Source organism: Exiguobacterium sp. s141, assembly GCF_018618085.1.
Lineage (GTDB): Bacteria > Bacillota > Bacilli > Exiguobacteriales > Exiguobacteriaceae > Exiguobacterium > Exiguobacterium mexicanum_A.
Genome location: NZ_JACSLJ010000001.1, coordinates 1 through 26,848 on the forward strand (window position 1 = coordinate 1; position 26,848 = coordinate 26,848).

Annotated in this window: 23 protein-coding genes and 6 pseudogenes; 21 read left to right on the forward strand and 8 right to left on the reverse strand. The window is 41.6% G+C overall.

Features of this window, described 5'->3' with window-relative positions; all coding sequences use genetic code 11:
• The first annotated feature begins 393 nt into the window (after nt 1-393).
• Together KNP74_RS00005 and KNP74_RS00010 are read left to right on the forward strand one after the other, a co-directional pair.
• Nucleotides 394-783, forward strand: a complete 390-nt coding sequence (locus KNP74_RS00005; RefSeq protein ID WP_214763110.1) for a hypothetical protein — start codon at nt 394-396, stop codon at nt 781-783.
• A 170-nt stretch (nt 784-953) separates the two neighbouring features.
• A pseudogene (locus KNP74_RS00010) lies at nt 954-1,082 on the forward strand (ATP-binding protein); the annotation flags it as partial.
• A 378-nt stretch (nt 1,083-1,460) separates the two neighbouring features.
• Here KNP74_RS00010 and KNP74_RS00015 read toward each other — a convergent pair.
• From KNP74_RS00015 to KNP74_RS00025, 3 genes are all read right to left on the reverse strand, one after another.
• On the reverse strand, nt 1,461-1,853 hold the full coding sequence (locus KNP74_RS00015) for a FixH family protein (RefSeq protein WP_029336184.1): 393 nt from the start codon (nt 1,851-1,853) through the stop codon (nt 1,461-1,463).
• Between the two features lie 770 nt (nt 1,854-2,623).
• Nucleotides 2,624-3,961, reverse strand: coding sequence for a murein hydrolase activator EnvC family protein (locus KNP74_RS00020; RefSeq protein ID WP_029336183.1), 1,338 nt, complete (start codon nt 3,959-3,961; stop codon nt 2,624-2,626).
• A 307-nt stretch (nt 3,962-4,268) separates the two neighbouring features.
• Nucleotides 4,269-5,810 carry an N-acetylmuramoyl-L-alanine amidase gene (locus tag KNP74_RS00025; RefSeq protein WP_214763111.1) on the reverse strand — a complete coding sequence of 514 codons (1,542 nt, stop codon included), beginning with the start codon at nt 5,808-5,810 and terminating at the stop codon, nt 4,269-4,271.
• A gap of 384 nt (nt 5,811-6,194) precedes the next feature.
• On the opposite strand from KNP74_RS00025, the gene KNP74_RS00030 reads away from it, so the two are divergent.
• The 7 genes and pseudogenes from KNP74_RS00030 (at nt 6,195) to KNP74_RS00060 (ending at nt 12,228) form a co-directional block, all read left to right on the forward strand.
• Nucleotides 6,195-6,869 (forward strand): thioredoxin domain-containing protein, encoded by a 675-nt coding sequence (locus tag KNP74_RS00030; protein WP_029595508.1) that lies wholly within the window; start codon nt 6,195-6,197, stop codon nt 6,867-6,869.
• Nucleotides 6,866-7,285 carry a disulfide oxidoreductase gene (locus tag KNP74_RS00035; protein ID WP_029336179.1) on the forward strand — a complete coding sequence of 140 codons (420 nt, stop codon included), beginning with the start codon at nt 6,866-6,868 and terminating at the stop codon, nt 7,283-7,285. Before KNP74_RS00030 ends, KNP74_RS00035 begins: the two co-directional genes overlap by 4 nt.
• Before the next feature lie 420 nt (nt 7,286-7,705).
• A complete protein-coding gene (locus KNP74_RS00040) occupies nt 7,706-8,044 on the forward strand; it encodes an ArsR/SmtB family transcription factor (protein ID WP_029336177.1) in 339 nt (112 codons plus the stop codon).
• Between the two features lie 23 nt (nt 8,045-8,067).
• Nucleotides 8,068-9,009 carry a cation diffusion facilitator family transporter gene (locus KNP74_RS00045; protein WP_029336176.1) on the forward strand — a complete coding sequence of 314 codons (942 nt, stop codon included), beginning with the start codon at nt 8,068-8,070 and terminating at the stop codon, nt 9,007-9,009.
• 124 nt (nt 9,010-9,133) lie between these two features.
• Nucleotides 9,134-9,949: a ZIP family metal transporter gene (locus KNP74_RS00050; protein ID WP_214763112.1), complete on the forward strand. Its 816-nt coding sequence runs from the start codon at nt 9,134-9,136 to the stop codon at nt 9,947-9,949.
• A gap of 321 nt (nt 9,950-10,270) precedes the next feature.
• Nucleotides 10,271-11,164 (forward strand): annotated as a pseudogene (locus tag KNP74_RS00055) (arsenic resistance protein).
• Nucleotides 11,165-11,376: 212 nt separating this feature from the next.
• Nucleotides 11,377-12,228 (forward strand): cation diffusion facilitator family transporter, encoded by an 852-nt coding sequence (locus KNP74_RS00060; RefSeq protein ID WP_029336174.1) that lies wholly within the window; start codon nt 11,377-11,379, stop codon nt 12,226-12,228.
• A 497-nt stretch (nt 12,229-12,725) separates the two neighbouring features.
• On the opposite strand, the pseudogene KNP74_RS00065 reads toward KNP74_RS00060, so the two are convergent.
• Nucleotides 12,726-13,850, reverse strand: a pseudogene (locus tag KNP74_RS00065) (heavy metal translocating P-type ATPase); the annotation flags it as partial.
• Between KNP74_RS00065 and KNP74_RS00070 the strand changes: the two are divergent.
• The 3 genes and pseudogenes from KNP74_RS00070 to KNP74_RS00080 all read left to right on the forward strand — a co-directional run.
• Nucleotides 13,842-14,597 (forward strand): annotated as a pseudogene (locus tag KNP74_RS00070) (IS3 family transposase); the annotation flags it as partial. The pseudogenes KNP74_RS00065 and KNP74_RS00070 sit on opposite strands and share 9 nt — an antisense overlap.
• A 110-nt stretch (nt 14,598-14,707) precedes the next feature.
• Nucleotides 14,708-15,094 (forward strand): annotated as a pseudogene (locus KNP74_RS00075) (DUF6036 family nucleotidyltransferase); the annotation flags it as partial.
• Between the two features lie 32 nt (nt 15,095-15,126).
• On the forward strand, nt 15,127-15,477 hold the full coding sequence (locus tag KNP74_RS00080; protein WP_029336171.1) for a hypothetical protein: 351 nt from the start codon (nt 15,127-15,129) through the stop codon (nt 15,475-15,477).
• A gap of 188 nt (nt 15,478-15,665) precedes the next feature.
• Here the strand turns inward: KNP74_RS00080 and KNP74_RS00085 are convergent, their stop codons facing one another.
• Nucleotides 15,666-16,376 (reverse strand): hypothetical protein, encoded by a 711-nt coding sequence (locus KNP74_RS00085; protein ID WP_147287427.1) that lies wholly within the window; start codon nt 16,374-16,376, stop codon nt 15,666-15,668.
• A gap of 552 nt (nt 16,377-16,928) precedes the next feature.
• Here KNP74_RS00085 and KNP74_RS15055 point away from each other — a divergent pair.
• From KNP74_RS15055 to KNP74_RS00125, 8 genes are all read left to right on the forward strand, one after another.
• A complete protein-coding gene (locus tag KNP74_RS15055) occupies nt 16,929-17,069 on the forward strand; it encodes a thioredoxin domain-containing protein (RefSeq protein WP_353048191.1) in 141 nt (46 codons plus the stop codon).
• Nucleotides 17,070-17,182: 113 nt separating this feature from the next.
• The gene (locus KNP74_RS00095) at nt 17,183-17,641 is read left to right on the forward strand and encodes a CopY/TcrY family copper transport repressor (protein ID WP_034781861.1); all 459 of its coding nucleotides are present in this window, start codon (nt 17,183-17,185) and stop codon (nt 17,639-17,641) included.
• A 45-nt stretch (nt 17,642-17,686) separates the two neighbouring features.
• Nucleotides 17,687-17,902: a heavy-metal-associated domain-containing protein gene (locus KNP74_RS00100; RefSeq protein WP_029336168.1), complete on the forward strand. Its 216-nt coding sequence runs from the start codon at nt 17,687-17,689 to the stop codon at nt 17,900-17,902.
• A gap of 18 nt (nt 17,903-17,920) precedes the next feature.
• Nucleotides 17,921-20,380 (forward strand): heavy metal translocating P-type ATPase, encoded by a 2,460-nt coding sequence (locus tag KNP74_RS00105; protein WP_214763114.1) that lies wholly within the window; start codon nt 17,921-17,923, stop codon nt 20,378-20,380.
• Nucleotides 20,381-20,394: 14 nt separating this feature from the next.
• On the forward strand, nt 20,395-20,670 hold the full coding sequence (locus KNP74_RS00110) for a glutaredoxin family protein (protein ID WP_034781864.1): 276 nt from the start codon (nt 20,395-20,397) through the stop codon (nt 20,668-20,670).
• Between the two features lie 142 nt (nt 20,671-20,812).
• On the forward strand, nt 20,813-20,950 hold the full coding sequence (locus KNP74_RS15065; RefSeq protein WP_353048059.1) for a heavy-metal-associated domain-containing protein: 138 nt from the start codon (nt 20,813-20,815) through the stop codon (nt 20,948-20,950).
• 150 nt (nt 20,951-21,100) lie between these two features.
• Nucleotides 21,101-21,778, forward strand: coding sequence for a hypothetical protein (locus tag KNP74_RS00120; protein ID WP_371816307.1), 678 nt, complete (start codon nt 21,101-21,103; stop codon nt 21,776-21,778).
• A gap of 127 nt (nt 21,779-21,905) precedes the next feature.
• Nucleotides 21,906-23,279 carry an MATE family efflux transporter gene (locus KNP74_RS00125; RefSeq protein ID WP_251130045.1) on the forward strand — a complete coding sequence of 458 codons (1,374 nt, stop codon included), beginning with the start codon at nt 21,906-21,908 and terminating at the stop codon, nt 23,277-23,279.
• A 227-nt stretch (nt 23,280-23,506) separates the two neighbouring features.
• Here the strand turns inward: KNP74_RS00125 and KNP74_RS00130 are convergent.
• Nucleotides 23,507-24,361, reverse strand: a pseudogene (locus KNP74_RS00130) (PRD domain-containing protein).
• 19 nt (nt 24,362-24,380) lie between these two features.
• Nucleotides 24,381-25,421 carry a glycoside hydrolase family 1 protein gene (locus tag KNP74_RS00135; RefSeq protein WP_214755135.1) on the reverse strand — a complete coding sequence of 347 codons (1,041 nt, stop codon included), beginning with the start codon at nt 25,419-25,421 and terminating at the stop codon, nt 24,381-24,383.
• On the opposite strand from KNP74_RS00135, the gene KNP74_RS00140 reads away from it, so the two are divergent.
• Nucleotides 25,407-26,006 carry an IS3 family transposase gene (locus KNP74_RS00140; protein ID WP_051627790.1) on the forward strand — a complete coding sequence of 200 codons (600 nt, stop codon included), beginning with the start codon at nt 25,407-25,409 and terminating at the stop codon, nt 26,004-26,006. The genes KNP74_RS00135 and KNP74_RS00140 overlap by 15 nt on opposite strands.
• Before the next feature lie 64 nt (nt 26,007-26,070).
• Here KNP74_RS00140 and KNP74_RS00145 read toward each other — a convergent pair whose 3' ends face one another.
• Nucleotides 26,071-26,790 (reverse strand): peptidoglycan DD-metalloendopeptidase family protein, encoded by a 720-nt coding sequence (locus KNP74_RS00145; protein ID WP_029336161.1) that lies wholly within the window; start codon nt 26,788-26,790, stop codon nt 26,071-26,073.
• Between the last annotated feature and the right edge of the window lie 58 nt (nt 26,791-26,848).

The window sequence follows — 26,848 nt, forward strand, 5'->3', positions numbered from 1 at the left end:
GGCAAGTCCTTTTTCTTTTCTAAAATAGGAGTGCAGAGTTGTGTACGTTTCCGTTGCACACTTCTGCACTCCTATTTTGCATTACACACTTCGACGCCTTCCTGACCGGCTTCAAGAAGATTTTGACGACTTAAAACTTGTGAGCATGGATCTTCTTTGTGATGTGAAGGAAGGAGAACGCTTGACCCACCTCACCGTCTTTTTCAATACCAATATGATTCGACGAAATCGTCGTACATAAGAAAAAGGAGTCATTGTATACATGTATACACGTAGATTTGTATACGTGTATACATTTTTTTTAAAGTCTTCATTTCTGTAGGCTCATGAACAAGGACTGAACTGGCTCTGGAGGGGGAATCGTTCTATAGCGAAGCGGAAGGGGGAGACGTGATGGACGAGGAGCTACTTGATGACTATGCGTTCGAAGGGTTGGATCCGTTCGTCCGGATAGTGTTCTCGGAACTGATGGAACATCCCGATTGGATGCGTGTCGTCGCCAAGGACCATTGCGTCGAGAAGGTCGTCCGGTTCGATGACGGACTGAACTCGCCCTATTTCGGGGTATTGATTTACCTGGATGCGGAAGAGCGTCCGATCAAGAAAATGTATCTATATGGGACATGGGTGGTGGCGGATGGGGACGTCAGCTTCGTCGTCTCAGAGCTATCCAAGGGTGTATTCGAATATGAGGTGATATGTCCATTGGCTCATCAAGTATCGGTTCGAGGATTGGGGCATGGGAGAAGGAATGGTGATTCGGGCTCATGCGTGAGCGTCTAACGCCAGGAGGCGAAGTCGCTCATCGCACCGCTGCCCCCCTGACGGCCCGATAACAAGAGCTGCTGGCTCACCGCCGCATCTCTATGTTCCTGGCCCTTTCTAACGGGAGGCACGGAGCGTAAGGGCAACGTCAAAAGCAAGAGCGTGGGCGCGTCTAACGCCACGCGGAGTGGCATTCGAATCTAGGACAGGCCCAAATCGCGGACGCAATTCTCGACAGGATCGTACACGACTCCTATAAAATCCTGGTCGATGGCGAAACCTCAATGAGGGAACACCACGGGCTAGGGATAAGCTAAGATCTTGGCCATCGATGAGTCGATGGCCTTTTTCTTCATATTGACTCGCTCAGTCGTCCGCACTAGTGGCTCTCTGTATCCGCAATACTCAGCAGGACAAAAAACGCATCCTTCGAGTTTTTGAGGATGCGTTTGAGCAATGTGACTCTATTTGACTCGCGTTTATATTCCTACATATAAGCATACAACTGATGGTAGTTTCCAAGGTGGAGCGACGGAATGGACGTATCAGACATTGGAGCGGAAAGGATATATCATAAAATTGGTATTTTTCGAGCATATATCACAAGGTTGATGTTGTCGCGCGATTCAATAAAAACGAGTTTTTTCATCATGGATTAGCTCGTCTATATTATTAATTGTAATAATTAAAATTTATTATTTTACTAATATTTCGTTTTTGGGCATAGAATGATAGCTTCTTGCTGTCGTATGTGAATATATAAAGTATTTACCGGGCTCTTCAAAAATATAAGAAATTACATACAGTCCGTCTTGTTGATAATTGGCTTCAATTTTTTCGTGTTGGCTTTCCTCTTGGCCTTCTTTCCATATCTCGAATTCAACTTTATCCGCATCGTCTACTTTCTCGTTTCCTTGAGAAACAGTTGCTATAAGTTCAATAACTTCGTTTGCTTTTACTATTTCAGGATCTGTTTTAAATTGTACATCAATTAATTCTGGAATCACTTCAGGTCCATTATTGCTTACTGTACTTCCACAACCAGATAATACTAACAAAACAATCAACAGTGAAAAAAACCTTGCCATCTTTTTTCTCTCCTTTAAACGATTTAATATTAACATACACGAAAATGTGATGTATTGATTATTACATTAAAAGTGACCTGATCATGCAATCTTATTAGCTATCGAGCATAGACCCCATGTCACTTTTAAGGTTCAAGACTTTATAGAGCGTCGTATGCTCGATTGGTTTACTTTTCTATATAAAAAATAAAGAAATGTACATTTTATATATTAAGTTCAATTTTATATATTAAGTTCAAAAGATATTAATTGAACTTAATCCAAAAAGTTGGATCATGAAATAGATCATCTGGTGACTTCGACAACCTAGGTTTGAATTTGGACCTTCATATCCGTAAATTTATCATCGACCGTTAGACACGGCCTTAGTAACCTAAGGTTCGTCTCGACGTATATTGCCAGTTGAAGGTCATCAAAGGAGAGAAGAGTCTGTACTTCAAGATTGAATCGATTAAAGATTGTCTACCCATCCATATCGTTTTTAATATCTACATAGTGAATGTGTATGTCGCACCTGAGATTGTATTCCCCAGGCACTCGTAGGGGGGTGGGGGCACGAACGAAAGCTCATCCTAACTTTCTGAAGTTTTTCTTGCGAGTCAGTTAGCGTTTGGTCACCGAGACTTTAAAAGCTTTCGGACATAAAAATCGCCCCATAAAAATTAGATTATCAGGTCCAACTTTTACGGGGCATCTAATATTCTGTGGTCTAAATATTAAGTGATTTACTGAAGTAATTATATAGTGTTAAACAATTTCGCCTCTGAAATTCAGAAAAATTGGGATGGGTTGACTGTATTCCCTGCACTTGTAGCTGAGTACGAATAGTTTCCTCGATGGACTTCAAAGTGTAAATGAGAACCGGTCGAATTTCCGGTACTCCCCATCGCACCGATGTTCTGTCCTCGGGTCACACGTTGTCCGGCGGAAACGGACAATGAGCTCATGTGAGCATAAAGGGTAGTCCAAACTTGACCGCCTATGACATGCGTAATGATGACATGATTTCCATAAGGTCCACCCCAGCCTGCTCGAGTTACAGTTCCTGTTTGAGCAGCCATAATAGGAGTTCCTACTGGTCCAGCTGTATCTAGTGCATTATGGAAGCTGTAGCCATTGGCCCCGCCTGCTGGACCCCATCCTTGGGTTACGATACCTGAGGTTGGACGTTGAAAAACTCCGCCACTTGTTGGAGAAGCGAGTGAATCCGTAGTCTTTGAAGTGTTTACCACTTTCTCAGAGTTTGGTGATTTTTCGAGAGAGGCTTTATTCTCGCTGATTTCATTTTTTTCGGCACTTTTTGCTTCTGCAGCTTTACGCGCAGCCTCTTTGGTACGAATTTTAGCTTGTTCTTCAAGCCTTTGGGCTTCAATCTCTGCTTGAATTGATTTTTCTTGTTCTTGAAGCGTCGATTCCATTTGTTGCAAGCTTACCAATTTAGATGTGAACTGGATTTTTTCGGCCTCTAATTTTTTTATTTGAGCAGCCCGCACTTTAATTTTGCCGTTCAATTTTTTCTGACTATTCTCTAGCTCTTCTTTTTGACTAATAAGCTTATCTTTTTCAGTGTCCAATTCAGCTTTAGCAATTTGAAGCTTATTTTTTGTTGATTGATATTCTTTGAAAAGTTCTTGATCATTTTCTTGAATCGTCCCTGCGGTGATCATGCGTGAAACCAGATCACCAAAGTCTTTTGAACCAAAAATAAATTCAGCCCAGTTTATAGAAGAACCACCGTTTTTTTGCATCGTGACCATGCGTTCTTCCATCAATGTCTTTTGAGAGCTCATTTTTTTCTGGAATTCTTTAATTTGAGTTTGAATCTGAGCAATTTTCTTTTGGGTTGTCCGAATTTCAGCCTTCTTCTGGGTGACCTCATTGATAATATCCTGTAACTCGGATTCCAAGTCATTCAGTTTCTGTTCTTCGAGTGTGATATCTTGTTCACGCTGCTGAATTGACGTATTAGCTTTACGTTGCTCTGTAGAATTTTGCGCTTGCTTCTGCTGGATATTTTTTTGTTTTTCAGTCAAGTTTAAAGCGTAAGAAGGGGATGCGCTTTGAACTAACATAACACCAAGTAAAGTTGAAGCTATAATTTTTTTCATGGTAAACAATGTTGTTGCCTCCGTAACTTATCTCTATTATAAAAAATGCGTTGCTGGATAAAAGTATTCGTATCATGATTAAAACTCGAACCGGAATCATTGTATCAATATTACTTCACCATCTATATTTCTATTTCTTTTCATTTCTATGTCAGTTGTTCTTTTGAGTTTATTGTCATTCGAGTATATCAAGAGAAATACTTATAATGCCATTTTGATGAGGAAATGAATGATGACCACTGAATTTAGGACATTTTGTCTCAAATTCAGTGGTCAAATCGTTTGTTAGTATTTGTTTGGTGTTTATTTAGTAGTAACTCTTCATAAATTTATCAATTCCTTTGGCGGTTGCTTTGATCATGTTACTTCCCGACATATAGGAGCGATCTACTGAGTTAGCAATAAAGCCATATTCGATGAGAGTAGAAGGTACCGTGTTTCTTCCTACCACATAGACATCTTGTCGCTTAACGCCTCGATTTTTAAAATCTGGAACGTTCATGGCGATTTCTTGATTAATTACTTCACCTAATCTGCGGCTAGCGTTCGCATATGGATTTGTGGTGTACGCGCTAGAAGTAGGGACGAGTGCTTCATGACCTGTAGCGAAAGAAGGTGAAGAATTAATGTGGACGCTTATGAAAGCGTCAGCATCAAGCCTTTCTGATAGATTGGTCCGCTCAACAAGTGACAAGTATCTATCATTTGAGCGCGTTAGTTTCACTTCATAAAGCTCATAGTTTTTCTTTAGTTCGTCGGCCACACGATTAGCAATGTTTAGGGTGAGTACTTTTTCTTGAACTGTACCGTTTGAAGTCACTGCACCAGCATCTCCCCCACCGTGTCCAGCGTCAATTAAAATCACGTGTTTGTTAGCTGGAATCACCGGTGATTTTATAGGAGTTTTTCCGGTAAATGGTTGCACAAAACCAGATGATACGTAACCGACTTGATTGTTATATCGCACCTTGTACCAACTGGCGCTTTTCGATATGACAGAAATCAAAGTGCCTGAGGGAATTGTTGTCAAAATAGATCCGTAACGACTCGCTTGGTTACGTAAATTAAGATTTTCGATAGTAATATATGTTGGATAAGTGGATAAAGAATCCCCCGGTGCCACTTGCACTATATAATGTCGAGCAGGTGTGAATCCTGTAATACCGTTATACATAACTTTTAACCAAGAACCCGTTGTGCCCGATTTTCCTAGTACAGTCACTTCAGTAGATGCTGGAATCGTAATAAGGACCTTTGAGTTCACTAAAGACATGCTTGAGCGAATCTCGGTCGTTTGCTTACTTCGTGACTTCATAGCCGAGGGCGATATGGTTACATACTGACTTGCCACATAGCCTTGAGTCCCATTGTATGATACTTTATACCAAGGGCCTGAGGCAGCATGGTACATTAGTGGGCTGGACTTTGGGATAGTCATTAAAACGGGTGATTTGACAGATGGGCCCTTACGCAGATTTAGTGAAGTTTTAGTTTTATATATTGTGTTTATTGAACTGACTGAATTTTTAGGTATAGGTTTTGGCGTCACGTACTTCGTTGAGACATAACCGATTTTTGAATTAAATGAAACTTTAAACCAGGATTTATCTTCTCCATATACACCTATCTTCTTAATGGTTTTTCCTTTTGGAATCGTCAAAAGGACTTTGCTTTTTGAAGAGAACGAGGAACGCAAATTCAAATTTTCAGTTGTTATGAATAGAGATTCCTCTGCATGTACGACGTTTAGGACGTTAACACTAGTTAAAAGCTTAAAGGGATAGAAAAAAGAAGTTAATAAAGCCAAGGAAATTACTAAGCTTATTCGAAATTTATGTTTAGACTTCATAATAGACTCCTCATATGTAGTTTTTTTGGTTGTAAAGACCCATGAATGGTTTTTTACTATCTGTATGGTACTTATCCTTTAAATATTAGTCATTCTATGCAACGATTATTGGCTTTCGTCTATCTACAGTTAAAAGTTTTCTTGCCCTGTTTTAAAATGCACTATTATTAAGGGGAATAGACGTATTTTAAGAAATAAATTGGCCCTCCTTTCATCTGCATAAAAGTTTAGTTGCATGAATGTGTTAGAATGTAACTTGTTTGACTCATAGATTTCGTTTTTAGAAGTCCATGGATTCAATGTTGAAAAACTAAGGATACTCTAGTATTTTTAGCTATAATTCTGATAAAAGAAATAACGAATTTATAAAAGAGGTGAATTGTTTTGAAAACTAATCAACTATTGACTATTTTTACATCCGTATTAGTAATTGCAGTCTTAGCTTTTTTATTTTTAAATGATCAAAGTTCCGAAAAATCAAAGACTAAAATTGTTCAAGATGAAAAGATATCAGTTAATAATCAACCTACAATAGGTAAAAAGGAAGCGCCGATATCAATTGTAGAATTCGGAGACTATAAATGCCCTTCGTGTAAAGAGTGGGGTGAAACAATCTATCCTCAACTTGTAAAAGATTACATTGAAAGTGGGAAAGCTTCCTTTAGTTACATTAATGTTTTGTTTCACGGAGATGAGTCCACTTTAGCTGCCCTTGCATCAGAATCTGTTTACAAAAATCACCCAGAATCATTTTGGCAATTTCACAAAGCTATTTATGAAGCTCAACCTGACGTGCAAATACACGATAATCCATGGGTTACGGTGGAGAAAATGGAAGAGATTGCGACGAAGACTGTCCCTTCTCTAGATTTAAATAAATTTAGAGAAGACCTATCAAGTCGTTCTTCTAGATTAGAATCAGTTAAAATGGATGCGGCGCTCGTAGAAAAATACAATGTTACACTGACCCCGACGATTGCAGTTAATGGGGTCATCCTTGAAAATCCATTCGACTATACCTCTATAAAAAAACAAATTGAAAAGGAGCTAACCCAATGAGCGCTTCAGTAATAAACCGATATGGACTGTACCTCGCCTGGGTTGTTTCAATTACTGCAGTACTTGGAAGTCTATATTTTAGCGAAATTCGTGGTTTTATACCTTGTGAACTCTGTTGGATTCAACGTATCTTTATGTACCCAATAGCTTTGATTCTTGCAATTGCAGTTTTCAGAGAAGATAGCTCAATCAAATTTTATGTTCTCCCTTTATCAATAATCGGATTCTGTATCTCTTTTTACCACTATCTTGTACAAAAGGTGCCCGGCTTTTCGGAAGTCAGACCATGTGAACAAGGAGTTTCCTGTAATGCACAGTACATTGACTGGATGGGTTTTATCACAATTCCGTTTTTAGCGTTGACCGCCTTTTTTCTGATTACAGTCATTCTTGGACGAATCAGTACCAAACAGTAGTTTTTGATTTGGATTTGAAAAATGAAGAACTAATTGTATCAAATTGGTATGCTTACTAAAAAACAGCTTTGATTTAGAAAAACATGAAAAGCTTTTTGAAGTTGGAAAATAGATTAGACAATACCCAGTAAATAATTCAATTGACGTTTTCTTAAAACGTTAGTGTACTATATTGATTTTTTGAAAAAGCGTGACTACCTATCGAGTATGAGATCTAACTAGCTCTCTAATAGGTAGTTTTTGTATGGCTAAAAATAAGAAATAATCGCAAAACCAGAGAAAGTATCTCAAATCTTCAAGTATGTAGAGCTGATAGAATAAATGTTTTTTAAATTAAGTGTTGACGGCACAGCAAAAGTCTAATAAGTTATATATGAACATATGAACATGTATAGTTATCATGAGCGGAGGTACTGACTTATGGATGAACCGATTGAAGATACTACAGAAAATGAAATAGAAATAGGGGCGCAGATTGACGATGAGACTCTATTTATTGTATCTCAGACGTTCAAGGCACTTAGTGACCCGACAAGAATTAAAATATTAACCCTGCTATGCACAAAGGAACATTCGGTCAACGGAATAGCTGATCTTCTTAACTTAAGTCAATCAAACGTGTCTCATCAGCTACGTTTTTTAAAAAATCTTCGACTTGTCAAGTTTAGAAGAGAAGGAACTACTCTATTTTATTCAGAAGATGATCACCATGTCATGAACTTACTAAGACAGGCGATTGAGCATGCGAAACACCACTAAATATAGTAAGGAGAGTTAATCTTATGGCACATAATCATGCACATGATCATTCTCATACCTCTAACAAAAAGATTTTGATCATTTCATTCTTTATTATTTCGGCATACATGGTTGTAGAGGCGATTGGAGGGTACCTTACAAATAGCTTAGCACTTTTAGCGGACGCAGGTCACATGCTTAGTGATGCGGCTTCGCTCGCTATTGCATTACTTGCCTTTAAATTAGGTGAACAAATAGCGAACAATCGTAAAACGTTCGGATATAGACGCTTCGAGATTCTAGCAGCTGTTTTAAACGGGGTCACACTCATACTGATTTCCATATATATCTTTTATGAGGCCATCAATCGATTTATTCAACCACCTGAGGTCGCATCCGTAGGAATGTTAATTGTTAGCAGTATTGGCCTTGCTATAAACCTTCTTGTTGGATGGATTATGTTAAGAGGTGCAGACGTAGAACATAATTTGAATATGCGAGGTGCTTATCTACATGTTGTAAGCGATACGTTGGGTTCAGTCGGTGCAATACTGGCAGCGCTTCTTATCATGGCATTTGGATGGAACTGGGCAGATCCGCTCGCAGGAATCATTGTAGCGGGACTTGTTTTACGAAGTGGTTATTTCGTGACGAAATCCGGATTGAACGTATTAATGGAAGGTGCACCACAAAACGTTGATGTCGAAAAGGTTCTTCAAGTCATTCACAACAAGGAGGGGGTACGGAGTATACACGACTTTCATCTTTGGAGTATCACAAGTGGAATGAATGCACTCTCATGTCATGTTGTCGTTGATGGTAATTTACAAATCTATGACAGTGAGAATCTACTTCAAGAAATTGAACACGATTTAGCACATCTAAACGTTCAACACTCTACGATTCAATTCGAAACTCTTTCTCATCCTCACAGCGATGAATTGCTTTGCAAACTGAAGGTAGGGGAAGTAGTACATCAACATTAAAAAAATCACCTGTTGAGTAGGATTGACAATCAAGAGGAGGAGACAGCAATGCTGATTTTGGATAATAGTTACTTAATTTTGAGCATGTATAGAAACTCGATTTTTGGCAACGGAGTTTTGATAGATGATTGAATATATTTCTTCGTTAGAACCCCTTACTCAAGCATTGCTGGGTACTTTATTCACTTGGGGGATGACGGCGCTTGGTGCCGCGTTAGTGTTTATGACAAAATCAATGAATCAAAAGCTAATGGATGGGATGCTCGGTTTTGCTGGAGGAGTAATGATTGCCGCTAGTTTTTGGTCATTACTCTCACCTGCAATTGAGATGGCGGAACAAGATTCTCTTCCGGCGTGGTTACCAGCTGCAATCGGTTTCTTACTTGGAGGATTCTTTTTATCAGGTGTTGATAAAGTGATTCCACATCTGCATCCCACTTCACCGATGGATGAGGCTGAGGGTATAAACCCTAAGAAGAGAAAGCGGAGCACGTTACTGATGTTAGCAATAACATTGCATAATATTCCAGAGGGACTTGCCATAGGCGTTGCATTTGGAGCAGTTGCAGCAGGATTCCCTTCATCATCAATCACGGGAGCTATCGCGCTGGCAATCGGAATCGGCATACAAAATTTCCCTGAGGGTGCTGCTGTGTCAATGCCATTGAGACGAGATGGATTATCTCGTCGTAAAAGTTTTTTCTATGGCCAGTTATCTGGTATGGTTGAACCGTTCGCGGCGTTGGTAGGAGTAGTAGCAGTACTCATAATGGAGCCTTTACTTCCGTTTGCGCTAAGCTTTGCTGCAGGAGCAATGATTTTTGTTGTAGTGGAGGAGGTAGTCCCAGGATCTCAAGAAAATGGAAACAAGGACTTGGCTTCTGTTTGTTTAATGTTTGGCTTTACAATCATGATGATTTTAGATGTGGCTTTAGGCTAAAATAATTATTTTTTTAATGGTTATCACTTTATTTTTTGACTGATATATATTCAAGATACTAACTATATTCGGAAGTGTAAATAATGAGCCTTAATTATATTTACTTTCAGTCGGTATTTTTACTGTTGGATAAATAAAAATACTAGAAGAAAAAATATAAAACCTCTTGCCCTGGCAATTAAAATCGTGGAGTTATCTATTTCATTCTGAAATTTCCTGAAAATTTTGGAGGTGATTTTGATAGAGAAGGAAAGCAAATTCGGAATTCAAGTGCTAGAGAAGGTGGAAGCCCACCAAGTCAGTATATACATCATTTTTTTGATGTTGGCAGTAATCTTTGGTCTATTGAATACAGAAGCTGTATATCTCGATATTTTTATTTCTCCCCTTTTAGGAGTTTTGATGTATGGGATGTTCGTTCAAATTCCGTTTCTGAAATCGAATGGATCTGCTACAAACATGAGGTTTGTGGTAGCTCTTTTATTAGGAAATTTTGTTGCCGTTCCTTTAATAGTTTAGGTTTTGGTTATCATATTTCTTCAAGATTCATCACTAATGCTGGGGGTGTATTTGGTGTTGTTAACACCGTGCATCGACTATGTGATTGTTTTTACAAAGATGGGAAAGGGAAACGAATCAATATTGTTAAAAGTAACACCGATTCTTTTAATTTTACAGACGATACTCTTACCCATATATTTATTCGTATTATTAGGAGAAAAGGCTATTAGTATCGTTAGGATGGGTCCATTTCTAGATGCATTTCTATTTTTGATTTTTATACCGCTTCTATTAGCGATAATGACACAATTGTGTTCTAAAAAGAGTTCTTTAGGTAATCGTATCATGAAAATGCCGCCATGGATTCCCGTTCCATTTATGTCTTTTGTACTTTTTGTGGTAGTTGCCTCTCAAATTAGGGAAGTGTATAGTGACCTCGGGACATTAATAGATGTAATACCAGTTTATATTTTATTTCTACTTATCATACCATGGGTGTCAAAGTCCCTTGGTAAGTTGTTCAAACTAGATATTGCTTCAAGAAGAGCAATTACATTTAGTATGGGAACAAGGAATTCACTTGTAGTTCTTCCATTAGCATCTATATTACCAGAGCCCCTATCAACACAAGTAGCTGTAGTGATCATTTTACAGACCGTTACCGAATTGTTCGGAGAAGTCTTATATATAAAATTAGTGCCTAAATGGTTCTAACAAATTAGATACATGTATTTAATTTCGCTTTCAAAAATTACGTCCTTCGATTGTTTATTAAAATATTAAGAACTGCGCTTAAGTTCTCAAGTATGCGTTGTTTACAATCAATAGGCAAAGAAATTTATTATATTGCAGAACGCTAGAGACCAGTATTATTCTAACAACTAACCTTTTTAAGGATGGACTACCAAGTGAGGAGAGATCGAACAATGGCGAGTACTGATAAGGCATCAAAAAATATCAAACTAGCATTTATAATTAATCTTGTTTTCTCGATTGGTGAATTTATCGGGGGATTTTTGATTAATAGTGTTGCAATCATGTCGGACGCCATTCACGATTTAGGTGATGCTCTTGCATTGGGCCTGTCCTGGTTCTTACAAAAATTTTCGAACAAAAAACCCGATCATAACTTCACTTTTGGATATAATCGTTTTTCCCTTTTAGGAGCATTAATAAATGCGACAATATTAATAATTGGATCTGTATATATTTTTACTCAAGCAATTCCTCTACTGTTTGAACCGGAGCATTCTAATGCACAAGGAATGATTTGGTTTGCAATTTTTGGTGTGCTTTTAAATGGTTTTGCGGCATTCCGTCTACACAAAGGAAAATCAGTAAATGAGGGAGTACTATCTTGGCACCTTTTAGAAGATGTTTTAGGTTGGATTGCCGTTCTTGTAGTAGGGATAGTTTTACTCTTCAAGGATATACATATACTTGACCCCATCCTATCAATTGCTATTGCGTTGTTTATATTAGTGAATGTGTTTCGTAATTTAGTTAAAACAATGAAAATACTTTTAGGTGCTGTCCCTGATGGTATTGACATCGATGAGGTGAAGCAAAAGATTGAAGGTATTGAAGAAGTGATTTCTGTTCAAAACCTATATGTCTGGTCAATTGATGGCGAAGATAACGCCATGAATTTACACTTAATAGTAGAAGAGATGAATCTAAAGGATTCAACTATTGTTAAACAAAAAGTCAAAGAAGTGACTTCAAAACTAGATATTAAACATTCTACAATAGAGTTAGAATCAAAAAAACACAACTAAAGAAATAAGTCATCCTTGCACCAAATCCACACTGAGGTTCGACATATGAGTAAAAATTCTATACTTCATACCGTCTGATACCAATAAATACTTTTCTACGTGCAAGGAAACTGAATATCGAATGAGGGTATATTTAGAAACCCCCTCATTCGTTTTTTTTTTGAACACTATCGAAATTTCGTCTCTTAAAATAGGATGTATTCGAATGAATGAATGATTCCAAAACGAACGTTCAAATATTTAGATTTAATTGTCATAGTTTAGTAGACCTATCGACCGGATTTTCTTTCCATACTTCGGAGAATATTCCGGTCAATGAATAAGGTTCGGCCTCGATTAAAACTGTCTGATGATAAAAAAGCTGATAATGAAACCTAAAAAGATGACTCGGGAACAATACCGAAGTCATCTTAAAGCCGTCTTAAAAAACAGAGATCATTTATTTTTATCATACCCAGTACAAATTCGAGGATATAAAAATGAATATTTTTGTTTTTTTATTCTTTGACATTCATCAGTCTTAAACTGTTCAGTGCTACCAGAAGAGTTGCCCCCATATCGGACATAATAGCTATCCATAGGGTGAGCCAGCCCGGGATGACCAAGAGTAATGCAATCGCTTTGATACTGATAGCGAACGCGATGTTCACTTTGATAATATTTAGGGATTTTCGGCTCAATTTTATCGTAAACGGTAGTTTGCTCAAATCGTCGCCCATCAGGGCGACATCTGCTGTTTCCAAAGCGGTATCCGTTCCAGCACCACCCATGGCAATTCCAACAGTAGAGGCAGCGAGTGCCGGAGCGTCATTTACGCCGTCCCCGACCATCGCGACATTGTCGTACTCAGCTCGCAAGCGTTTAATGACATTTAATTTATCCTCTGGCATCAATTCTGCCTGGATTTCGTTGACGCCAACTTGCTGGCCGATAGCTTTGCCTGTCCCTTTGTTGTCACCCGTCAGCATAATTGTCTTTTTAATACCCATATCATGTAGTTTCCGGATGATTTCTTTGCTGGATTCCCGGACTTCGTCGGCTACGGCGATAACCGCCAATATGCTTTGTTTCGTTCCGATAATCATCGAAGTCTTACCTTGCTGTTGCAGAGCCGTTACGGTTTGGTCCAGATTATTATCAATACTTTCAACACCTAGCTCGTTAAAGAGAAGCGGGCTTCCGATAAAGTAGGTGGTGCCGTCTATCGTTCCTTTAATGCCTTTTCCTGTGATGGAAGAGAAGTCCTCAACTCTGATAGAGGTGTAAGGTATGTTTTCCTCGTCCGCTTTTTTCATGATGGCAGAGGCCAACGGATGCTGAGAACGATATTCCAATGCCGTCACGATAGAAAGCAGTTCTCTCTCGTTTACCTGCTTGTTCGTGATTTTAAAGTCTGTGACGACAGGTACACCTTTGGTCAGGGTACCGGTTTTGTCAAATGCAATAGCTTTCAGCGCGCCCATTTCTTCCAGGTATACGCCGCCTTTAATCAAGACCCCTTTTTTGGCAGCATTACCGATGGCGGAAACAATCGAAATCGGCGTCGAAGTGACTAAGGCACACGGGCAACCCACTATTAGAACCGCCAATCCTTGATAGACCCAGGTTTCCCAGCTGGCATCTCACGTGCGGCCTATTACAAATGGTTGAACCGCACCGTATCGGTGCGTCAAGAAGAGAACGAGAAGCTCCTGGAGGACATTCGTCTACTCTATGACCAGGCGAACCGTACATACGGCTACCGTCGGGTCACGATGACAATCAATCGGCTACGCAGGCAACAAGGTCTGTCCACGTTCAATGAAAAGCAAGTCTATCGCCTGATGCATGTCCATGGGATCCAATCGATCATCCGCGGGAAGCGGAAGAGACATAAGAAGTCGATGCCACAGCATGTGGCCGAGAACCTGATGAACCGAGAATTCGGTGCGTCTCGGCCGGACGAGAAATGGTGCACCGACGTCACCGAGTTCAAATATGGTACCGGGAAGAAGGCGTATCTGAGCGCGATCATCGACCTGTACGACGGATCGATCGTCGCCTATCGTATCGGAAGGTCCAACAACAACGGGATCGTCTTCCAGACGATGATGCCAGCCATCGCGGGGCTCCGTCCAGGAGCGCGTCCGATGATCCATAGTGACCGAGGGCTCCAATATACCTCGAGAGGGTTCAAACGTATGGTGAAAGACGCAGGACTAATCGGCAACATGTCCTGAGTTGGTCGTTGTCTCGACAACGCCCCGATCGAGAGTTTTTGGGGCACTTTGAAAGTCGAGATGTACTACTTGCGTGAGTTCCAGGTCTATAGCGAACTCACGTCGGCCATCGAGACCTACATATCGTTCTACAACCATGGTCTACTCTAGAAACGACTAAACGGCTTGAGCCCTGTCGAATACAGGTCTCAAGCCGTTTAGATTGGTTTTCATTATTTGCCCTGTCTACTTGACGGGGGGCAGTTCAGTATCGTCCGACGCGAGATATTGATATTCGCGTGACGGAGGGCGTCGTGACACCTGAATTGAAAGAGGCGCTTCATGAATATGAAATTGAAATTGTCGAAGGGGTGATTCAGTTCCCACCCCGTGAAGACTTTAGGGAAAATGAATTCCGGCATAAGATTGAAGGGCTGTTCGAGGCGATTGATGTGTATATCCCCGACATTGAACTTTTAGCATGTACCAAGATTTTCTCCTCTCGCCAAAAGGATCTAGAGGATCTCGAAAAAACGAATCTATTGGCACTTTGCGATAAAGATAAACTTCTCGACCTTGTAGAGGAATACAAAGCAAACATGACGTGGGACAATCCATTTTGTAACGTGCATGACTTGAGTCGAATTTTTCAGGAAAAGGGTATATAATAAATCAAAAGAAGAGTAGAGGAGGGTGACCGATGTCAGACAGTAATCATGTACTTCTGCAAAGCGAGCTAGCGGATGAACTGAATCGTATGCAGGCAGGCGGGACAAGCTATCGCTTAGAGACGGCTCAATTGGCCCTGGCATTAAGTCGTCATGTATCGGTCCCTGAATCGCTACGTGACCGAGAAATGGCTCGCCAGTATGTTCGATCTTCACTGCATGATTTACAGGACGACCGGGCAGAGGATGTGGCAAAAATGCTTAGTATGGCAGCACGGCGTGCCTACAACACTCCTGAAAATACGTTCTCGGTAGATATGAAAGTGAAATTAGAAGAAAAGCGTAATCGATTCAAGGTGCGTGGATTGCAGGTGAAATCTTAATTGGACCAAGCGGAGTCATTCTTTATACTCTCATGAGGTTATGATTCTACGTGTGAATGAAGCATCTTTGGTCAAGTCATTGAACATGTATCAGACGATTTCTTCAAACCGTTAAATACTTTGTTTGTAATAAACATAAGGGTACTAGATTCAGTCACTGGTTGACTCAACCTAGTACCCTTTTCGTATCATTGTTTATTTTGTTGGGTGCTCCGCTCACGCAGGACCGCGAGCTCGACCTGTTCCTGTAACCGGTTCTCGAATGTCTCTTTCTCTCGACGGAGGAGCTGGACTTCTAAGTGCAGCTTCTGGTTCTCTTCTTCAAGCTGGTCAAGACGGCGTGTACGAGCTTTTAAGTCGTCGACAGCGTCCATAAGACTTTGATTTTGCCGATAGAGCTGGCTACGTTCATCTTCTAGCTTTTTCATGTCTCCTTCTAGATGAAAAACTGTTTTTTTCTGCTCTTTTAGTTCTTCTTTGTTAGACACACGTTCTGTTTCCAATGCGTCTTCAACGATTCTCTTTTCAGCGATTAGTTGGTTGATTTGATCTTGTAATTGAGTGAGTGCAATTTCATGTGACGACACCTTTCGCTCATACTCCTCTTGGAGTCGTTCAGCTTCTGCAATTACGCTTTGTTCAAGGTCATGAATGGTATTTTTATATCGCGCGTTGATTCGCTCATGTTCTTTTTGTTGCGTTTCTAGTCGAGTGGCTCGTTCATTGAACAGGGCAAGCACTTGATTCAGTGCTGCTTCGAGTGATTCGTTCTCCTTGACGACTAAGGGGTCCGGTGACTGTTTATCGGCCAATGATATTAATTGCTCGAATAATTGGTTGGTTGATATTTGACGTTGCTCCATTAAACGCTGAATATGTTCTTTCACTTCTTGTGACACGCGGAATGACGTCACCTTGGTCTCGTTTGATTCCAATTCTAATCCCTCATTTGGTTATTATTTTGTATACAGCATATGTAGTTCCTATATTTAAATCATTTAAATACAAGTTGTTATAAAAAAAATCACTCATAAACTGGCACTTTGTGGTGTAGGAAGGTATACATTTCGACGTCGAAATGTATACCTTCCTACACTTTTTACTTATGAGAATGTCTCAATAGTAAGCTAGTAGTCGAATCATCTATTTAATCCTAGCGACTAAGCAACAAAACGCTTAAGACAATTCCTACTTTGTTTTATTACATCATATAAGAGATGACAGTAGTTAACAATTTAAAGCTGTATGAGTTCAAAATAAATACGACCCAACTAAATACGAATCGAATTAGTGTTTTGAGAGAAACAATAAGCTTAAAGAAACATACAAAATGGACACGAATATATAGATTGACAAATAACGTTTACAGTTGTAAATTTAAATCGATTACAAACGTAAACGAAAAGAGAGGAGAAAAAATGCTTTCGAAATTTCAATTATCTGATTTGCAAATGGTTAATCACTCTACGCAGCCTGTAGTCTTAAAGTTCACCACCGATTGGTGCCCGGGATGCCGTCAGCTCGCACTACTATTTGAAAGCGTTGCTGAAGGATATCCAGATGCGTTTTCTAGACAAGAATATAGCCAATGAAGACTGAATAGCGAACCCAAAAACATAATGGTTGACAGACGACGTTTACGATTGTAAACTTAAATCAAACAAAATGTTTACGATTGTAAACTTAAAATTTGGAGGTTAGACAAATGGCTGAACATGTCGAAAAACAAATCACGGATTCAGAATGGGAAGTCATGCGTATCGTTTGGGCCCAAAATCACGTGACCAGTAAAGAAATCATCGAGGTATTGGAAAAGAAGATGAGCTGGAAGCCTGCGACGACGAAGACATTCATTGGAAGGCTCGTGAAAAAAGGGATGCTCTCAACCGAGGCCGAGGGGAAGAAATTCATCTACTCCGCGAACGTCGTTGAAGGTGACGTCATCAGAGAGACGTTACACGATCTACTCGATCATATCTGTGACAGGGATGTCGGGAACACAATCGGAACGATGATCACACAGGCGACACTGAGTGTACAGGATATCGAGAATCTCAAAAAAATCCTTGAGATGAAGGAAAGTGAAGCGGTGGAGGACATTCCATGCACCTGTACCCCGGGTCAATGCAGATGTCAGGACCATTCTTGTGGATCCAGACATTGAGTTTGAAATGATGTCATGAATGTAGTGAATAGGAGGAGACTCAAGATGAAAAAAACGATTTTAACGATTAAAGGTATGTCATGCGCTCATTGTGTCAACAAAGTCGAGTCAGCACTTGAAGGTCTGAATGGGGTTGAAAGTGCGAAAGTCAACTTAAAGAAAGGCATCGCAAAAGTGAAGTACGATGAAACACGACTAGATGTGAATGAATTTAAAGAAGTTGTGGGCGAGGTCGGTTACGAAGTCGAATCAGCCCAATAATAATGGAGGTAAGACGATATGGAGAGTAAGACATTTGCCGTGGAAGGGATGACCTGTGCGTCCTGCGTTCAGACAGTTGAAAAAGCAACAAAAAAATTGCCTGGCGTAGTGACCTCCAACGTCAACCTAGCGACTGGGAAATTGAGCATTCATTACGATGAGACGAAAATCTCGCCGCTGGATATTCAGACGACCGTCGAGAAGGCTGGCTACAAGGCCTCAACCGAGACCGAGCAAAGATCATTTGTCATCACAGGGATGACTTGTGCCTTGTGTGTGCAGACGATTGAGAAGGCCACGAGGAAAATGGTGGGTGTGACTGAGTCGAATGTGAACCTGGCGACAGAAAAATTAGTCATTCGATATGATCCTCAGCTGGTGACTGTATCAGATGTGGTCCGAGTGGTGGCAAACGTCGGATATGAGGCAAGAGAAGATCAAGAATCAACGGATGGCCAAGATACAGAGAAAGAAAAGAAACTGAAAAAAATTCAATCGATGTGGAACCGATTTGTAGGATCGGCGATTTTCACGATTCCATTACTCTATGTGGCGATGGGGCATATAATCGGCCTACCCCTACCGATGGCATTGGATCCAACGATGAACCCAGAATTGTTCGCTGTCTTGCAGCTCATGATGACCATCCCAGTGATGCTGTTCGGATGGAAATTCTTCTCCGTAGGATTTAAGACATTGTTCCGAGGGCATCCGAATATGGATTCACTTGTCGCCCTAGGGACGAGCGCAGCCTTCTTCTATAGCGTCGGTGCCACCATGGCTATCCTCTCAGGTTATGAGGGATACGTGAATAGCCTCTACTATGAGACAGCCGCAGTCATTCTCACGCTGATCACATTAGGTAAATATCTTGAAGTCCGGTCGATGGGTAAAACATCCGAAGCGATTGAAAAATTGATGGGACTGGCACCTAAGACGGCAAAGGTCGTCCGCAACGGACAAGAGTTAGAAGTATCAATCGACGAAGTCATCGTCGGCGACACGATTATCGTAAAGCCTGGTGAGAAGATTCCGGTGGATGGCGTGGTTCTATCAGGTAATACGTCTGTAGACGAATCCATGCTGACCGGTGAAAGTATCCCTGTTGAAAAAAATGTGGGTGCTCAAGTCATCGGTGCCAGCATCAACAAGAACGGGATCATCCAATACCGAGCCACGAAAGTCGGTAAGGATACAGCGCTATCTCAAATCATCAAATTGGTCGAGGATGCACAGGGCTCTCGAGCTCCTATCGCAAAACTGGCCGATATCATCTCCGGATACTTTGTACCGATTGTCATCGTCGTCGCGATCCTTTCAGGAATTGCATGGTATTTAGGCGGTCAGACCGGCCTCTTCGCCTTGACGATCACGATTTCAGTACTGGTCATCGCCTGCCCTTGTGCACTAGGTTTGGCCACACCAACAGCAATCATGGTGGGTACGGGCAAAGGTGCTGAGAATGGTGTGTTGATCAAGAGTGGCGGCGCCTTGGAGACGACCCATAAAGTCCAGACGATCGTGTTCGACAAGACAGGGACGATCACTGAAGGAAAACCGAAAGTGACAGATATCGTGACAGTGAATGGACATCAAGAAGATGAGTTGTTACGCTTGACCGCTTCCGCTGAAAAAGGGTCTGAACATCCATTGGGCGAAGCAATCGTAAGAGCGGCAGAGGACAGAATGATGCGTGTCATGGATATCGATCGTTTTGAAGCCATCCCAGGGCACGGGATCGAAGTACTGATCGACGGAAAAGTCTTGCTTGCCGGAAACAGAAAATTGATGAAAGACCGCGGCATCTCACTGGATGTCCTTGAAGGCGCTTCAGACAAACTCGCACACCAAGGCAAGACGCCGATGTATATCGCGATTGACCAACAAATCGCAGGGATCATCGCTGTCGCAGACACCGTCAAAGAAAACAGTCGTAAAGCCATTCAGAAACTTCAACGAATGGGTATCGAAGTAGCCATGATCACCGGAGACAACAAAGGTACGGCCATGGCGATTGCGAGACAGGTCGGGATCGATCGGGTACTGAGTGAAGTGTTACCTGAAGATAAAGCGAACGAAGTGAAGAAGTTACAGGCCGAAGGGAAGAAGGTCGCAATGGTCGGTGATGGAATCAATGACGCACCAGCCTTGGCCCAAGCAGACATCGGAATCGCGATCGGTTCGGGTACTGACGTTGCGATCGAATCTGCAGACATCGTCTTGATGCGAAGCGATTTGATGGATGTACCTACAGCTGTCGAATTGAGCAAGTCAACCATCCGCAACATCAAACAGAACCTGTTTTGGGCATTTGCCTATAATGTCATGGGTATCCCGTTTGCGATGGGGATTGTTTATCTACTCGGCGGGCCCTTGTTGAACCCGATACTTGCCGGAGCGGCCATGAGTTTAAGCTCAGTCTCGGTCCTGGTGAACGCACTCCGTTTAAAACGATTCAAGCCTTCGATGATCAAATAAAAGGAGGGAGTGGGATGGATACAGCCCTACAGCTCGAGCTTTACACGCGTCCGACGTGTTCAGATTGTCAGGATGCCAAAAAATATTTAAAAACAACCACAGTCCCTTATGTGAACAAAGATGTGGGTGCGAACCTTGACCTTGAACAAGAAATGGTAGCGATATCAGGGAATCGAATCGTACCACTGTTTGTCTTCTACAAAAAAGGGATGCTCAGAAAAAGAAGAGTAGTGAAGTACTTTGTTGGCTTCGAGAACAACAAAGAAGAGATTCTAACATTGCTACGATAAGCAACGATAGCTCACTCTCAGAACCTGTTGAAAGCGTGTCGCGCAATGAGGGACACGAACATAAGGTGGCGAGGGTGTAAAAAAATCGATACTTTTACACCCTACCCATGTATGGTAATTAAATAATCAGGAGGAACATATAATGAAAAAATCAACATTTCAGGTAGCGGGCATGTCTTGTGGATCTTGTATCAATAAGATTGAAGGACACGTTGGAAAGTTAGCGGGTATTGAATCAGTGAAGGTCAATCTTTCGGCGGGAGAGGTGGACGTTCGATGAAAGCCAACTCACACTTTCTGAGATTGAAACCGCAATTCAAGAGACTGGCTACGAGGTAACGGAGGCGACCGTTAAAATCGGTTGTTCTTGCTGCAAGTAATGGAGGTCGAGTGACGGTGCGATCAAGGACTACACAAAGGAGTGTTAAACGTGAAAGACCATGGACATCATCATATGAAGAACTTGACGGGAAATGAAGTGTCTGTAGAAGCTAAATATGAATTCGGGAAAATCAGTATCGAGTTAAAGGATCAACATCAGCAAGCCCCGGAACTCGAAGTCAGCCATGAAAAGGAATTCCATTTGATTCTCGTGAACGAAGACCTAACTGAGTACCGACACCTCCATCCGTTTAAAAAGGGTGAGGGTCGATTCGAGCACCCCGTCCAACTTGAGGCAGGGGCGTATAAACTCTTCGTGGATATTCAGCCTAAGGGACTGGCATATCAAGTGAAGCCGGTTCACTTACAGATTGATCATCATTCCTCTTCCTCTATCGAATCGTCACTTAAAGTGGATGAGCGTCTGACGAAGACGATCGAAGGTCATACCGTCGAGCTGTCGATTGACTCTTTAAAAGCGCATGTCCCGACTGTCTTCAGCTATGACACCAAAGAAAGTAACCCGGAGCCATACCTTGGAGCACTTGGTCATGTCGTCATCTTGGATGAAGCCGGAGAACAGTTTATCCATGTGCATCCTTCTTCTCATGATACGACGGAATTTGAGACGGTCTTCCATAAACCTGGCCTATACAAGGTCTGGGCCGAATTCCAGTTCCATGGGACTGTGCACACCTATCCTTTCGTCATTCGTGTCTCAGATTGACCATGAGCGACCCATGGTTCCTCGTTGGGTCGCTTTCCTGTAATCGTTGTAAGCATAATTTTCGAAGGAGAGGACTCAGATGATAGAAAGTGAGCGGCTGGACACTCATGGTGATCGAAAAACCAAGATGAAATTCATCCTTCTACTCGCGTTACCAGCGATTGCCGAGAATTTTTTCCAAACGTTGCTCGGATTTGTCGATACGCTGTTCGTCTCAAGAATCGGCCTAGCAGAAGTGTCAGCGGTAGGAGTGACGAATGCCATCCTCGCCATCTACTTTGCTGTCTTTATGGCAATCGGTGTGGCAGTAAACGTTTATGTCGCCAATAACTTAGGCTCAGAACGAATCGAGCGCGCGAGACATATCGCGCAGCAGGCCATCGTCCTATCTGTCGTGGTCGGGGTGACCTTTGGGGTCGTGACGCTATTTTTCGCTGAGCCTCTCCTGCGGTTGATGGGGGTGGAGAATGACGTTTTAGAAGCTGGTAGCACCTACTTCAAAATTGTCGGGATCCCATCGATCGTGATGGCATTGATGTTTGTGCTCAGTAGTATCTTACGAGGTGCGGGAGACACAAAATCACCGATGAAGGTAAGCATCGTCATCAATGTCGTCAATATTGTGCTCGACTATATGTTGATTTTCGGTTTTTGGATCATCCCCGAACTTGGTCTCGTCGGAGCGGCACTCGCGACCGTCATCGCCCGGCTCGTCGGGACGCTCTTATTGATGAACTATATTCGTAAGACGGAAGTGATCGCCTTCAGGAAAGATTTCTGGAGACCGGATCTCGAACACCAGTTGGAGCTCGTGAACCTTGGAAGCCCGGCGGCTATCGAGCGATTGGTCATGAGAGCCGGACAGATCGTGTATTTCGGATTCATCGTGGTACTCGGGACGAACACCTTCGCCGCGCATCAAATTGCAGGGAATCTAGAGGTGTTCTCTTATATGTTGGCATATGGTTTCGCGACAGCAGCAACCATTCTCGTCGGTCGCAACATCGGAGCGGGAGACCACGAGACCGCCAAAGAATATGCCAGATTGAGCACGTTCATGGCGATGGGCTTCATGTCCTTATTCGGGGTCGTCTTATTCTTCTTCGGAGGATGGGCAGGTTCACTTTTCACCGACGATCCCCAAGTCATCAAAGACATCGATGTCGCGTTAAAAATAGCAGCGGTCTTCCAGCCTTTCCTAGCAGTCGTCCTTGTATTGACCGGTGGATTCCAAGGAGCGAACAATACGAAGTTTCCAATGTATCTGACCACGATCGGTATGTGGGTGATCCGGACTGGGGCAGTATATGTATTGGCGATTCAGATGCAGATGGGCATTGCAGGAGTGTGGATCGCCATCGGTCTAGACATCATCTTTAAGGCGATCGTCCTTTGGATTCAATTCAGCCGAGGGCGTTGGATTGTAGCGGAATCCGAACCACAGAAACCCTGTCATCCCAAAACTAAGCATGAAGACGTGCGATGTATAAATAATTATTAACACTTGACTGAAATTGTAGGAAAGAGCAAAGTTGTTCTTTCCTTTTATCTTTTCTGAAAAAGTTATTAAAGGAGCCCGTCACGCCGATCTAAAGAAATCGAATCAGTGGTGAAAAACACACATATGTCATGCGGCCTATAGCTGCTCGATTATAAAAAATGGATATTTTTTTGTTCAGTATAGAAAAAACCTGGTCTTCGTCAAAAAGAACCAGGTAATTAAGAAAGTTATTGTTTATTCAAATCCATATTAGTTGTCAGTCGATGAATATGAACGGCTAGATAAGCTAGATCCTCATTAGGAATTGTCACACCGTGCAACTGTTTAAGGTAGTCCCGTACTTTGAATGAACCATTCATGGCCTTTGGGTAGATGTTCGCAATCTGTTCAAATAGTTGATCGGATTCTTCATTCAATATTTTTCCAGCATAAAAGCGTTCAGCGAAATATTTCACATGTGTGATGAATCATGAATAATGAATATCTTCTTCATCGGTTTCAATATTGTAAGCATATCGAATAAGGTTCACAATACTCCCAATCATCTTGGCGTAGCGCATGCCATCACGTGTTTCTTCTCTTTCTCCTTGCGCGTTGATAATATGAAAAGCAATATTGGCTGCCTCTTTAATAGGCAGTTCGATTTTAAATCGTTCATTCATGAGATTAACCGCATAACTTCCAATCTTGAATTCCTGTGGATAATAGTTTCGAATTTCCCAAAATACTCGGTTGCTGATAGTAATACCTTTATAATAACGTTTTACCGCAAAGTGAAGGTGGTCTGTCAGTGTTAAAAAGATACCGGCATTGAGCTTTGTAGCTAGCTTTTCCTCAGCATATGCAACGATTTCTCGAGTGAACTCGACGAATTCAGGAGGAATTTCAGTCACCAGTCCTATGAACTCTTTAATACGGACATCGTCAGCGGGTATGAACATTTGGGAGGCTTCAGGTGGAGCGACAACATTTCCGATTTTCTGCCCGAAACCAATTCCTTTTCCAATTAAAATGTACTCAAGCTTTGATTTGTCCTCGACAATCACGACACTTGAATTTAATACTTTTTTGATACGAATCATTCCATACCTCCGTCTTAATTCAAGTCAGATCATCTCCATTTGAAGCTATGACTTTTTTATACCAGTAGAACGAATCTTTTTTAATCCGTTCTAGGGTCCCGTTCCCTTCGTCGTCCAAGTCTACATAGATGAACCCATACCGTTTCTTCATTTCTCCCGTACTGGCTGCAATCAGATCGATTGGACCCCATGCCATATAGCCAAGTAACGGAACCCCGTCAATCGCGACTGCTTTTTTCATTTCTTCGATATGACTCCGAAGATAGGCGATACGATAGTCATCATGTACTTTCTTGTCCGGCGTGAGCGTGTCAACGGCCCCAAGACCGTTTTCAACAATCATAAGTGGTAACTGATATCGATCATACAAGTAATTTAAGGAATAGCGTAAACCTTTCGGATCGATACTCCATCCCCATTCACTTTGCTCCACATGCTGGTTTTTATAGCCTGTCTTCACGCCATTCAAACCAGAGAATTCGAGAGGCGACTCCTTGACGATAACGTGAGTTAAGTAATAGCTATATGAAATAAAATCAACAGGACCACGATACAATGTATCGGCGTCTCCTTCTTCAAACGGCAAAGAGATATTCTCGCGCTCTAATTCTTTTTTAATGTAGTTCGGATATTTGCCACGACAAAGTACTTCACAGTAGTACTGCATTTTATGCATGAATTCCTCAGTTCGTTGGACGTCATCTGGGTCTGGGGAGTTTGGATATGCGAAGTGGCCATTATACATCATCCCCACTTTGTTCTCTGAATCAATTTCATGGGCAAGTGTCACGGCTTTGGCATTCGCCAACATCTGATGGAATGCACCGATAAACTGTGATTCTTTCGTTGAAGAAGGGATTCCTCCCCCCATCCATGGTTTTGTCGACATGACATTGATTTCATTAAAAGGAATCCAATATCGGACTTTACCTTTATATCGAGTAAACATGGTTTCGCAGTAGTGAAGGAAGAAGTCGACCACATCACGATGAAGCCAGGGGCCATATTTCTGTAATCCTAGCGGAGTCTCGAAATGAAGAGAATCATGAAGAAGCACCATCTCCAGTGTCGGATCAAACCCAAACGAAAATGGAAGTCTCAGGGTGAGAGTATCGTCATCGCCCCTGACCTTCTCAAGCGAGACTTCACTGCCAGTAGACCGAATAAGAAGTGGGTGACGGACATCACCTACATCCAATACGGGGGCACGACGAAGTACCTCTCCACGATCATCGACCTATTCAACAATGAGATTGTTGCCTATAAGCTATACGATCATCAACAGACGCCCCTCGTCATCGATACGTTAAGGATGGCGTTGGAGAGTCGGAACAATCCCGAAGGGGTTATCATCCATTCAGATCAAGGAAGTGTCTATACATCATATGCCTTTCAAGATTTCGTAAAGAGGAAGTATCTGACGAGCAGCATGTCTCGAAGAGGCAACTGTTGGGATAATGCGGTGATCGAATCGTTTCATTCGAACTTGAAGTCTGAGGTGTTCCAGTACGTCAAGTTCAACTCGTTAAGCGACTATGAAGTGCGTGAGCGGGTGAATAATTACTTAACTTACTACAACGAAGAACGTATCCAAGAAAAATTAGGCTACCTCACACCGATAAAATATGGTGTGGCGGTAGCCTAATCAAGGTATTTTTATTAGTGTCTCATACAGCTAGGTCAGTCTAATCTTTTCTTTTTTTTTTAGGTTACAAATAGTTCATTGGGTTGACACTATTCGCTGCAGAATAACTGCTGTATTTATAACTGTTTTTATGAATCTCAAAGTGCAAATGATTTCCGAACGAGTTTCCTGTATTCCCAACTGTTCCAATCTTCATACCTTTAGAGACTGTCTGACCATTTTTTACCGAAAGGCTGTTCATATGAGCATAAACGGTTACGTATTTTTGATTCTGTAGACTATGTGAAATCATAACGTGTTTACCGTATGCACCGCTGTTTTTAGATGTAATGACTTTTCCACTGGCAGAAGCGTAGACGGGTGTGCCTTTTGCTGCAGCTAGATCAACGCCATTATGGAATGTATAACCGTAAGCACCATTAGAGTTTCCGTATCCTTGGGTCAGCCGACCTTCTGTAGGAGAAGCAAAAAGAGAGTTATTATATGATGTTTTTTTGGCAACGTGGCTCTTATATTTTTTTAGGTAAGAACTATAGATATACCGTGTGTTTCCTTTGTAAAGGACTTTTGTCCAAGCTCCTTTTTTTCCTAAATAAGAAAAGGTCTGCCCAGTGTTAGTGATGCCGACAATTTTGTGATTGAGAGAAGGACCAGTCCGAACACGAAGATCGTCTGTCTTCACTTTTACGTTATATGCACTACTTGCTTCGACTTTTGGACTATGCATCGAAAAAGTTGTTGTGAGTAAGACACTAGAAGCGATAAGTATTACCTTGTTTTTCATTAGTTTTACTCCTTTAAAGATAAAGATACAGTGACGAACGATTTGTTAAAAGGAGTAT